The organism is bacterium (genome assembly GCA_030649025.1).
Classification (GTDB): Bacteria; Patescibacteriota; Minisyncoccia; order JAUYLV01; family JAUYLV01; genus JAUSGO01.
In genome coordinates this window covers 19,061-30,258 of the sequence record JAUSGO010000032.1, presented here as the reverse complement: position 1 = coordinate 30,258, position 11,198 = coordinate 19,061, and the positions used below count along the sequence as shown (strand labels likewise).

Annotated in this window: 10 protein-coding genes; 8 read left to right on the top strand and 2 right to left on the bottom strand. The window is 50.8% G+C overall.

Annotated features, from left to right (window positions below; all coding sequences use genetic code 11):
• Nucleotides 1-278: 278 nt before the first annotated feature.
• From Q7S09_04935 to holA, 8 genes are all read left to right on the top strand, one after another.
• Entirely contained in the window at nt 279-1,160 is an 882-nt protein-coding gene (locus Q7S09_04935) for a hypothetical protein (protein MDO8558499.1), read from the top strand.
• A 74-nt stretch (nt 1,161-1,234) separates the two neighbouring features.
• The gene (locus tag Q7S09_04930) at nt 1,235-2,428 is read left to right on the top strand and encodes a hypothetical protein (protein ID MDO8558498.1); all 1,194 of its coding nucleotides are present in this window, start codon (nt 1,235-1,237) and stop codon (nt 2,426-2,428) included.
• An 89-nt stretch (nt 2,429-2,517) separates the two neighbouring features.
• Complete coding sequence (gene tsaE, locus Q7S09_04925) at nt 2,518-2,979, top strand: tRNA (adenosine(37)-N6)-threonylcarbamoyltransferase complex ATPase subunit type 1 TsaE (GenBank protein MDO8558497.1); 462 nt, start codon at nt 2,518-2,520, stop codon at nt 2,977-2,979.
• 9 nt (nt 2,980-2,988) lie between these two features.
• Nucleotides 2,989-5,736 (top strand): DNA polymerase I, encoded by a 2,748-nt coding sequence (polA, locus tag Q7S09_04920; protein ID MDO8558496.1) that lies wholly within the window; start codon nt 2,989-2,991, stop codon nt 5,734-5,736.
• Nucleotides 5,737-5,884: 148 nt separating this feature from the next.
• On the top strand, nt 5,885-7,492 hold the full coding sequence (locus tag Q7S09_04915) for a HAMP domain-containing sensor histidine kinase (GenBank protein ID MDO8558495.1): 1,608 nt from the start codon (nt 5,885-5,887) through the stop codon (nt 7,490-7,492).
• A 32-nt stretch (nt 7,493-7,524) separates the two neighbouring features.
• Nucleotides 7,525-7,941, top strand: a complete 417-nt coding sequence (locus Q7S09_04910; GenBank protein ID MDO8558494.1) for a response regulator — start codon at nt 7,525-7,527, stop codon at nt 7,939-7,941.
• Between the two features lie 17 nt (nt 7,942-7,958).
• Nucleotides 7,959-9,047 (top strand): DUF3048 domain-containing protein, encoded by a 1,089-nt coding sequence (locus Q7S09_04905; protein MDO8558493.1) that lies wholly within the window; start codon nt 7,959-7,961, stop codon nt 9,045-9,047.
• A 98-nt stretch (nt 9,048-9,145) separates the two neighbouring features.
• Nucleotides 9,146-10,129, top strand: a complete 984-nt coding sequence (gene holA / locus Q7S09_04900) for a DNA polymerase III subunit delta (protein MDO8558492.1) — start codon at nt 9,146-9,148, stop codon at nt 10,127-10,129.
• On the opposite strand, the gene rpsT is transcribed toward holA, so the two are convergent.
• Nucleotides 10,126-10,392: a 30S ribosomal protein S20 gene (rpsT, locus tag Q7S09_04895; GenBank protein ID MDO8558491.1), complete on the bottom strand. Its 267-nt coding sequence runs from the start codon at nt 10,390-10,392 to the stop codon at nt 10,126-10,128. The genes holA and rpsT overlap by 4 nt on opposite strands.
• Nucleotides 10,393-10,494: 102 nt before the next feature.
• Nucleotides 10,495-11,169 (bottom strand): tRNA pseudouridine(55) synthase TruB, encoded by a 675-nt coding sequence (gene truB / locus Q7S09_04890; GenBank protein MDO8558490.1) that lies wholly within the window; start codon nt 11,167-11,169, stop codon nt 10,495-10,497.
• Between the last annotated feature and the right edge of the window lie 29 nt (nt 11,170-11,198).

The window sequence follows — 11,198 nt, the reverse complement described above, 5'->3', positions numbered from 1 at the left end:
ATGTTTCGTCTGAAATTTCTGCAGGAAATTTCAGCTACGAAACGAAACCCCGTACCAATTCTCCAATAGGACTCTGTATGGCACAGCTGGAAGCCGCCAGGCGTCACCGTGAAAATGACTTTTGTATACCACGGTTTGCCGACGGAATTGGTGCGAGGTTATACTTGACAAATATTAAAATAGGGTGTATAGTTAACATATTGGATAGGAAATGGCTTATTTAAGCTAAATCCTGTCAGAGCCATCTTTGACAATAAAATTCTGAGGAGGATGCGAACATGAAGAAAGTTCTGGTTGGTTTAATGGTTGTATCGATTCTGGTTGGTCTTGCGGAGCCGGCAAGCGCTCGCAAGAAGGTTCCGACGTGGCAAAAGGGGCTCGCGATAGGCGTTGGCGTTGGCGCTACGATTGCAACGATTGCCATCGCTCGCCGCGATGCGAAAGCTGAACGGCAGGAATCCGCGTCTCAAGAAGCACGGGCTTCGCAGGAGTTAAGCCAGCTCGAATCGATTTGTGGCGACAACTTTCCACTCCGTGGAAAAACGGTCGTGGTGACACAAATACCAACTTCGCGCACCATGTATGTCCGCTATTCCCGGCAGGAGACCGCGCAGGCGATCGAGATTGTCCGCGATGCCCTCATGTTCTGTGGAGCGGATGTTGTGGATGACCCAGGAACAATCCAGCAAATCCAGGTGATACTCGGCGGAAGAAACATCGGCAGGGAACGGGGCAACATCGAGTTGCCGCCCTACGTGGTATCCGTCGGCGCGGAACGAGTAAGCCGCGGAAGCGTTGGGAGCCGACTAGAAGTCGGCCCGTATGGACGCGCCCGGAAGCAATCCGAGTGGACGGGTCGTGTACGTATCGTGGTCCGCGAAAAACGGACCGAGTCCTTTACAAGCCAACTTACCACGATCGGCGTGCAAACCGGCTTTGGTCGCGAGACCATCGGCCGCTCACTCTCGCAGCGGGTGTTCGGTGGAATGTATTCGAACCAACAATCCTCCACGTCAACGCCGTATTTCGCGGTGTTGCATGGGACGGTTGCGGCTCTTGCGAACATTCGCTGGAGTAGGTCAGTTCAGGCCGAGCTGGCCTCCGCTCAATCGGAGGATGCAGACTTTGGCCAACCTCCGGTTCTCCGAAGGAGAAATTAACGAAGGTCACAAAGGGGCGGCGCACAAACGCCGCCCCTTAAAACAAATTCTCACAGAAAAGAGGAGATGAGAAAATGACGATTTATCATGTTTTGTACCTTTTGATCATCGCTGTTGTGGGCGGCGCCGTGTATCTGATAAAGAGGGCGTACCGCGTACAGTCCCTCAATATCGGCGGGGGCGCGCAACCCGCGGTTACTCCTGCTGGTCCCCAAGCTCCAGCTACTCAACAGCCTGCTGGAGGCGGTCCGAAGAAACAATTTGTTGGATTTGCCTTCCTTGGTGGCGCCGCCGTTGCTCTTCCAGCAGCCTACTATCTGCCCTATCCCTGGAACGGCATAGCGTTCGTTGCTATCGCTACCGCAATCTTTTTCAGAAAGATGCGGCATGGTACGAAAGACATTACCAGCTGGGAAGAGGTGTGGGGCTGGTTGACCAAAGAGATTCCGGTCTACGGCCGTCTCAAGAGCGGCATGGCTGGGAAGAAAGTTATAGGCGTCAGTTATCGGAGAATTTCCGGCTTCGTGGTCGCAGAGGCCTTTGTGCTTGCGTTCTTCGAAGCATTCTTCGGATACATCGTTCCGGGCTACCCGAGCGTTGTGTTGGCATTCTTCCTGGCGATCCTGTGGTTCATCGGGACCGGCGCAGCAGAGAGCCTCGTAGACAAGATTGCGCAACGCTTCTCCTACGCGCTTCTCACCGCGGTTGCCGGAAGCGCCGTGGTCATCACGCTGTATCTGTTCTACTTCAGGCACGTGGAACAGCGGATGATGTCGGTTGCCTTTGTCGCACTGGTACTGGGAAGCCTGGGTATATATCTGCGCTATCGTGAAAACAAGGAGGCAAAAACCGCAGGCCTTGTGCTTCTTGTCATGGGCGGCATCGGACTTCTAGCGGTTGCGACAGACATTGTGTCTGCGCTCGGGGACGCTCCGATGAAACAAACCGTTGATCAGGTCCGAGAATATCAGCGCGGGGAGAGAAAAAACATTGATGTCCGATTTCTTCCTCAAGCAAAAACGGAACCCGCCAGCGAACCTCCGGCTCTGGCCAAGACAGAAAGTGCTCCAGCTTCGCAAGCAGGGCCCGATTCTGCTCCGCCGGTCCGGGCGCAACAGGCGCTTCGGGTCGAGGTTATCGTAAAGCACGAAGCCCGACCAAGCATTCCGGCTCCGGCACAAACTGCTCCAAAGAAGAAAGAAGAATTAACCTTCGAACAGGTCATGGAGCTCGTGGAGTACGACAACAAGCTCTATAACAATCGGTGAGACGGCAATGCCGATCTCGCTAACCCCCGACAGAACATCGTCGGGGGTCTTTGTTTTATCAAATGTGCGGGCATGGTAGCATGTTATATATGAGGGTCGTAACAAAAAGCGCCTCAGAAACCAAAAAACTTGGAAAAATTCTTGCGAAGGAAGCCCTTAAAACGATCTGCAAAAACCGTCTGCCGCATGCGCTTGTTATTTCGCTCGAGGGAAATTTGGGAAGCGGCAAGACGACGTTTGCCAAAGGATTTGCGCGGAGCTTGGGAGTTGCGAAAAATATTTTAAGCCCCACCTTCGTTTTGATCAAACAGTACCGGTTCGGCCGCATCGGCAATTTTTTTCACATTGATTGCTACCGCCTTGGACGTTCGCGCGACATGGAAACGCTGGGTCTTGGCGACATTTTTGCCGATTCCCATGCAATCGTGCTTATTGAGTGGGGGAATCGCTTGCGTCGCCTGCTTCCTAAGCATCGCCTTACTATCAAATTCTCGCATACGGGTCCGGGGACCCGCCGCATCGTCTTTTTTTCCTCCTTGGAAAAATTGTAAAGTTTTTTCATGCCAAACGTCCATACAAAGAAAACTTTTGTCATCATTGATTCAAACGCGGTCATTCACCGCAGTTACCACGCCTTGCCGCCGCTCACCTCTCCAAAAGGAGAACTGGTGAACGCAGTTTATGGCTATGCATCACTGCTTCTTAAGGTGCTGCGCGAACTCAAACCCGATTACGTGGCAGCGGCATTCGATCTTGCCGGTCCCACGTTCCGGCATAAAGCCTATAAGGCATATAAAGCGACGCGCGCAAAAGCTCCCGATGAGTTGTATGCGCAGATTCCTCTGGTAAAAAAAATGCTTGAGGCTTTTGGCATACCGGTGCTGGAAAAACAGGGCTTTGAGGCCGACGACGTCATTGGAACTGTTGCAAAAAAGCTTTCCGAGACGAAGGGTATTTCCTGTATTATCGTCACCGGGGATTTGGATACACTGCAACTCGTGAACGAAGGGACGCGGGTTTACACGCTCAAATCCGGCCTTAAGGAGGCATTCATTTATAATGAGAACGAGATACAGAAACGATTCGGCATCGGATCTTCTAAGCTCAAGGACTTCAAGGGTTTAAAGGGCGATCTCTCGGACAATATCCCGGGCGTGCCGGGAATCGGAGAAAAAACAGCCTCCGCTCTTTTGCAGGAGTTCGAAACGCTCGAGAAACTTTATGTGTTTTTGGAAGCAAACGTAAAAAAGGAAAGTTCCGGAAAGTCGGCGGATGCGGCCAAGAGAAAAAAGACCGCAAGGGAAACGGTCTGGAAAAAACCACTTACGCAGAATCTTGCGAAACTTCTTCTTGAATATCGCGATCAGGCGTTTTTCTCGCGCGAACTTTCGACCATTAACTGTGATGTGCCGCTCGAGTTCTTGCTCGAGAATACGAGTCGCGCGCAGTACGAACGTAGCCGCGTTGTGGAACTTTTCAGGGAATTCGGCTTCGTGAGCCTTGTGGAGCGCCTGGACCACATCGGGGACGAAGAAGCGCGGGAGGATGCCGGATCTGCGTCTACGCAGAGCGCAACGAGCGTAAAGAAATCCGCGGAACCGCTTGACGAGGAATTTCTAAAAAAAATCCAGAAAAAAAATAATGGGGTCCTGGGGGTCTCCCTGATAACCGATATGCTCCTGGGAGTCTCTCTTCCTCGCCTTCTGGTATTGGGCATGGGTGACGACGTTCGATATTTCAACTTCAAGGAATCCCTTAAAAAATTTCCGGCCCTCGTCCGCACGTTAGAGGACCCGGCTATTCCAAAATATTGCCACGGAGCAAAGTCCTTGTGGCATGCCCTGCGGAAGGAGGGTGTGACATTCCGGGGATTTGTGTTTGATACCGAGATCGCCTATCTTCTTACGCGCTCCAACGCCCGGGATAGCTCTTTTGCGATGACGGTTTTACAGGAACTTGGTGCAGAGCATCGTATTTCGGGTGACGACGCCCAAGAATCTTGGCGCCTCCATGAGTATCTGGGGAGATTAAAAGGCGTACTTGAAGAAAAAATAACAAAGCAGGGATTAGGGAAGGTCTTTTATGAAATAGAGATGCCGCTCATCGGCATTCTTGCCGAGATGGAAGAGCGCGGCATCTGTGTTGATATAGAAAGAGCGCAAAAGCTTGCCGGACGATTTGCGGGCGAGCTTGCCGGACTTGAAAAGGATATCCATAAACTTGCCGGCGCGGACTTCAACGTCAATTCTACAAAAGAACTGCGCGAAGTGCTTTTTGAAAAAATGCAGATCGGCATAAAAGGCATCCGCAAGACTGCGGGGGGCGCCATCTCCACCCAAGCTTCGGAGCTTGAAAAATTGAAAAGCGCTCACCCTATTGTGCCCAAGATACTTTCCTACCGTGAGTTTTTCAAAATAAAGACAACGTATTTGGATACGTTGCCCGGCCTTGTCGACAAGAAGGATAGGGTTCATACCACCTATATGCAGCTTGGGGCTTCCACCGGACGCCTCTCTTCGCAGGACCCGAATATGCAGAATATCCCCATTCGAGGCGCTTTCGGGAACGAGATACGCAGTATGTTCACGGCGGGGAAGGGGCGCTCGCTCTTTGTCGCCGACTATTCCCAGCTTGAATTGCGTATTGTCTCGCATCTTTCAGGAGACCCGGTAATGCGCGATGCGTTCTTGCGCGGAGAAGATATTCATACACGAACCGCCTCACTTATTTTCGGCACAAAGCCAGACAAGGTTACCAAAGACATGCGCATGCATGCAAAGACGCTCAACTTCGGAGTGCTTTACGGCATGGGACCGCAGGCATTCTCCGAAACGGCCGGGGTTGATTTTGAAAAGGCCAAAGAGTTCATAGCCGGATATTTCAGGGAATTTGCCGGCCTGAAGGGATATCTTGATGCCATGAAAGCCGAGGCCCAAGCGCGCGGATATGTGGAAACGCTTTTTGGCCGTCGTCGCTATATTCCAGAAATTCGCTCGACAAATTTTGCAGTAAGGCGCGCGGGAGAACGCATGGCGATCAATATGCCGGTTCAGGGAACGGCGGCGGATATCGTAAAAATGGCGATGATACATATCGAGAAGCGCCTCAAGAAAGAAATGCTGGATGACGGCGCACACCTGCTCCTGCAGGTACACGATGAGTTGGTTTTTGAGGTGCGCGATGGTATACTGGACGTAGCCTCAAAGATCGTGAGAGAAGAAATGGAGCGAGTCGCAACATTGAACGTTCCCTTGATTGCGGAATGTAGGGCGGGGAAGAGCTGGGGTGAAACAAAATCAGTGGCATAAACTCATAGAACATATCCGCCTACTACGCCATGCATCCCGCCGGAAAATGCAATCGCTTTGTTGAATTAATATACTTTTATCAAAAATAAAATCGTTGCCATAAAATAACTTTGCAGACTCGCATTGACCGCGACCTGCTTTTAACGAGATGAGCGAAGAATCGATGCGACGGGGAAGGGCAGCACAACGCCTCATTCAGATCCGCTGGGCGGCGGTCTTGGTGTTGTTCTTTTTGCACGCCTTTCTCACACAGTCCTTCAGACTGGGGGGTACGGAGTGGCATCCTGCGCTTTATATTATATTGGGATATGGATTTCTCAATATCTTTTTAAGAATACTCATCGGTTCGCGCATTGAGCGGCTTTCCGCCGGAACAGTTTTCGGAATTGCGACCTTAAGCCTTTTCGGCGATATCGTTTTTTTGTCGCTCTTTTCGTATTTCGCTACCGATGCGTTCCGGCCGCTGTCCTTTGCGCTCTACTTTCTTACCATCATCGAAGCAGCGGTGTTTTTTTCCGAGGGCATGATGTTTTTCGTGTTTTTTCTCTCGCTTGCCTTCTATGGGTACGACGCTGGACGCAATGTCCCCGGAGAAGTTTTAATCGAGAGGCTTTCCAAGCTTATACCGCAGGGATTCTTACTGATGCTGTCTTTGGGATTTGCTTGGGTCTTGCGGCGGAACCTTGCCCAGCATACCGCGGAGCTTTCTCAGTCGCGTCAGCTTACCGAAACTGTTGTGGAGAATCTTTCGGACGGTATTCTTATACTCGATCAGGACCAAAGAGTGCTTTTTATCAATAGGGCCGGCGAGCGTATCTTGGACATGAAAAGCCGTGAGGTTCTGGGACTCAAGATTCGGCGTCAGACGGCCTACCCCATTAAGAACATTGCCAATCTCCTTGTTATAGTGAATGCGAATACGGACGAGCATGGACAGGGCGATGCACGGCTTGAATATCCGGAAGAGAGATTATTGAAGATCGTCCGCACGATACTTACCGATACGAATGGGAGCGAGGTTGGCCACATGATCGTTATGCGCGACGTGACGCGCGATACATTCTTCAATAAAATGAAGTCGGATTTTATATCCATCGCGGCCCATCAACTGCGTACGCCGCTCTCGTCAATTAAATGGGCATTTGCTATGCTGATGGAAGAGGACTTGGGCAAGCTTAGCGCAGACCAAAAACCGGTGGTTGCTCAGGGGCTGGACACCACCGATCGGCTGGTTCGTCTGGTTAATTCCCTTCTTAATGTTTCGAGGATTGAGGAAGGAAGGTTCGGATACGAATTCAGCCAGGCTAATGTTCGGAGCCTGGTTGACAAGGTCATGGAAACGTTAAGACCAAAAGCCGAATCGCGCAAAATCCGCGTAGCAAGTCTTGTTCCCGAAGGGCTTGGGCCTATTGCGGCAGATCCGGAAAAGATAGAGCTTGTTTTCGAAAATCTTTTGGACAACGCCGTATCGTATACGGAAAGCGGTGGCGAGGTCCGGATTGAAGCATCTCCCGAGGGAAAATTTGTTCGCATCACGATAAGTGACAACGGGGTTGGCATCCCGCAAAGCCAACTACAACTGCTCTACTCAAAGTTTTTCCGCGGCGATAACGTGATTCGCATGCAAACCGACGGATCGGGACTTGGCCTCTATATCGCCAAGAACATCGTGGAGCGCCACGGGGGAACTATCGCACTAACGTCACAGGAGGGCGCAGGAACCACGGTGAGTTTTACCGTCCCCTTTGCACAATAATTTTTTAGGGTATACTTGCTAATATAGCTATCATGCCGGAAGAAACTCAAAAAACGGATCCGCAAAAATCAATTCTTCTTGTAGAGGATGATAAATTCTTGCGCGAACTTCTCTCTAAGCGCCTGCGGGATGAAAAATTCACCGTGTTCGATGTAATTGACGGGGAGGAGGCTTTTAAAGTTCTCGATAAAGAAAAGGTGGATTTGGTGCTACTCGATATCATTCTGCCCGGAGTGAACGGGTTTGAAATTCTCAAACGCCTCAAGGAAGATCCCACCATCGCACACATTCCGGTAATGATGCTCACCAACCTTGGCCAGAAAAGCGACATGGAGCGCGGTCAGGAGCTTGGGGCAGATGATTATATGGTAAAGGCCCAGTACACGCCCAGAGAAATTGTAGAGCGCATCAAGAAGCTGTTCGCGTTTTCCGGCCGTCGTCGAAGGTAGCCCCGTTGAGGAGAAACATGATAGTATTAGACCAAAAAAAGACCATTTTCGTTGTAACGGCAATCGCGGCAATCGCGGTTTTGTTTTTTGTATTTATGAGGCGCCAGGAGCGCACTATCCTGGGAGGAGTCTCCATGACTCCCTCGCCTTCCTTTGCTGCGTTTCCGAGCGAAGCTCCCGAATTAAGCGCTTCGTCATCTACAGCGGGAGCTGAAATGCAAAATCCTCTCACCGGAGAGCGCTGCGCCAATGCCCTGCGCCGACCGATTGCTGTCATGCTTTCGGGTGACGCTCAAGCCCGCCCGCTCTCGAGTCTGGAGGAGGCAGATATGGTATTTGAAATGCCCGTCATCACCGGATCTATCACGCGCTTTATGGCGGTATACGTGTGCCGCGATCCTATAGAAATCGGGTCGGTGCGCTCGGCCCGACATGATTTCATTTTCCTTGCAAGGGGGCTTGATGCGCTCTATGCGCACTGGGGCGGGTCTCACTTTGCCATGGATCTCTTAAAGCAGCATGCCATTGACAATATCGACGCCCTAACCAATCCCACCGGCGCATTTTGGCGCAAAGAAAATCTTCCTGCGCCCCACAACGGCTTTACTTCCATGACACGGCTTTTCAAGGCAGCGCGTTTCCTGCAATATCGGCTTGAGGGACGCGCACCCATATATACACATCTTGAGACTTCGACAAGCACACCCATTCAGAAAGGAAGTCTTGAGATAGCATATGCCGGGCCCTTCCGTGTGCGATACGAGTATGATCCAAATGAACGTCTGTATGCGCGCATACGGGGCGGCATCACCGAACGGGACAGGAATTCCGGAGACGGCATTAGGGTTCGTAACGTGGTGGTGATGCGTGCTGCATCCAGGCAGATTGAAGGGCAATATAACGACGTTGCCGTGACGGGGTCCGGAAATGCGGCCGTGTATCGGGGAGGTGAGGAAATCCTGGGAACATGGAAGAAAGATGAGAAAGACCCGTCTTCGAAGCTGATGTTTCTTGACGAGGCGGGCAACGAGATCCCGTTTTTGCCGGGGAATATCTGGGTTGAGATCGTAGAGCCGTACACGAATGTGAGTTGGACAACAGAGTAAGATTAAAAATGAAATATCAAATATCAAAAATATGGAGTGAAAGTTTTTGCAGAAAACTTTCACGATATTCCTAAATTTTGACTTTTGATTTTTAAATTTTGATTTTCTTTTATTACGGCACTGATGCGTTTCGTATCAAAGAAGCGCTTGGCGAAGGATTGCGTGTAGACAAAGAGGCATTGGGGGTCCCGCCGGACACTCTCGTTTTTCGCATTCTGCCAGACGACGAAGAGCCGGGAAGAATTTTTGAATACCTTGAGACGCAGAGCCTTTTTGATCCCGGCCGGATTGCTTCGGTAGAGCGCATCGGATCGTTTCCGAAAGCCTTTGCTCAAGATTTTCTGGAACATATCGAGCAGCATCGCATTGCTGGTGCGCATAATGTGCGGGTGCATATTACCCATGTCATACCTGAAAACACGAAAGAGCGCAGAAAGGATATTTTTATAGATCGTTTTTGTAAAAAGCCCGCGCACGCAAAAGAATATAACACAATTACGGGGCAGGAACTTTTCGGATGGGTGCGTGAGAAAGCCTTGAGCCGCGGCATTATCCTTGGCCAGAATGCGGCACACACGCTTACCCTGGCGCACGGAAATGATCTTGCGGTTGTTTCACAGGAAATTGAAAAGTTGGCTTTGTATTTGAACGCGAACTCCCGCGCTCCGAAAGAAGCGGGCCCGGAAGAATTGGCGAAAGTTGGCTGGGAGCGCATAACGCAGGACGGCTTCAGGCTCATTGACGCAATGGGAAGAAAAGATCATCCGGAGATGTTGTGTATCCTGCTAAAAGTATTTGCGATCGGCGAAGACCCTATTAAGATTCTTGGTCTTCTTTCCTATGCCTTGCGGGCCATGCTTGCGGTAAAAGAGGCGGAATCTCGTCCCATCAGTCCGGCAGATCTGCCGGCAGTTATCGGCCTTCAGTCCTGGCAGATCCGGCAGTATCGCAACACATCTGCGCACTTCTCAATCGATGATCTTAAAAAGATATACGAGCGCCTGCTTACGGCGGACTATAAAATAAAAACAGGCGAAGGAAATCCGCGCCTGATCCTTGAACAATTTCTGTTAAGAACTTAGGATGATTTTGCAAGCGTCTTTGCCAGCCGTGACTTAAGGCGCGAAGCGGTGTTCTTCTTAAGAATCTTCCTGCGCTTGGCGGCTTTGTCGAGCGCCCTATAGACACCGGGAAGAAGTTTCGCTGCCTCATCTTTTTTTCCTGCAACGACCGCTTTGCGGTATGCCTTAACAAGCGCCTTGAGGGCGTTTTTTTGTTTGACGTTACGGATATGTCGTTTCCCGCTCTGTCGCAGAGCTTTTTTTGCTGATGAAGTGATCGGCATAGTATCCTCTCCTGGGCGACCTATTATAAGAGAGGTATGTAAAAACAGTCGCCCGCGAGAGTAAAGATATTTACTCTCGCCCATGCTACCACAACCAAATAATTATGCAATAGATAGATCTTCCGGGTGGACGGCTTCTTCAATGGTGTACGGCCCGATGCGGGTGCGGGCAAGTTTCTCCACATATGCGCCACAGTGAAGCTCTTCTCCAATATCGCGCGCGAGCGCTCGTATATAGGTTCCCGAACCGCACACAACTTCTATTTCAAGCTCGGGCCATTCATAACGAATAATCCTTATACTTTCGATATGGACGGTTTTCGGTTTAAGCGCCGGCGCGCCTCCTTTGCGCGCAATCTCATACGCCTTCTTGCCGCTCAATTTGACCGCCGAATATGCCGGTGGCACCTGTTCGATATCCCCCACAAAAGAATTCAGCACATTGGCAATTACAGAATTTCGGATTCCGGATTGCGAATTTAATTCGTCATTCGTAATACGCAATTCTGTAATTCTTCCTGTCAAATCGTCCGTATCGCTTGTCGCGCCGAATTTCAAGGTCGCAACGTATGTCTTTGGAAATTGCATGAATTCTTTTTGCCGCCGCGTCATCTCTCGCCCCACAAGCACAAGAAGCACGCCCTGGGCGAATGGGTCCAGAGTCCCTGCGTGTCCCACGGTTTTTTCTCCGGTCGCACGGCGCACAAGGTCCACCATGTCGTGCGATGTGGGACCTACGGGTTTGTGGAGGTTGATGATATTTTGAAGTAGCCGCATAGCATGGATACTCGGACATTATATAGAAC

What these genes read in the sequence shown, in the direction of transcription:
- Q7S09_04935 (MDO8558499.1), top strand. Translation starts at nt 279, where the DNA reads ATGAAGAAAGTTCTGGTTGGTTTAATGGTTGTATCGATTCTGGTTGGT.
- Q7S09_04930 (MDO8558498.1), top strand. Translation starts at nt 1,235, where the DNA reads ATGACGATTTATCATGTTTTGTACCTTTTGATCATCGCTGTTGTGGGC.
- tsaE (MDO8558497.1), top strand. Translation starts at nt 2,518, where the DNA reads ATGAGGGTCGTAACAAAAAGCGCCTCAGAAACCAAAAAACTTGGAAAA.
- polA (MDO8558496.1), top strand. Translation starts at nt 2,989, where the DNA reads ATGCCAAACGTCCATACAAAGAAAACTTTTGTCATCATTGATTCAAAC.
- Q7S09_04915 (MDO8558495.1), top strand. Translation starts at nt 5,885, where the DNA reads ATGAGCGAAGAATCGATGCGACGGGGAAGGGCAGCACAACGCCTCATT.
- Q7S09_04910 (MDO8558494.1), top strand. Translation starts at nt 7,525, where the DNA reads ATGCCGGAAGAAACTCAAAAAACGGATCCGCAAAAATCAATTCTTCTT.
- Q7S09_04905 (MDO8558493.1), top strand. Translation starts at nt 7,959, where the DNA reads ATGATAGTATTAGACCAAAAAAAGACCATTTTCGTTGTAACGGCAATC.
- rpsT (MDO8558491.1), bottom strand. Translation starts at nt 10,392, where the DNA reads ATGCCGATCACTTCATCAGCAAAAAAAGCTCTGCGACAGAGCGGGAAA.
- truB (MDO8558490.1), bottom strand. Translation starts at nt 11,169, where the DNA reads ATGCGGCTACTTCAAAATATCATCAACCTCCACAAACCCGTAGGTCCC.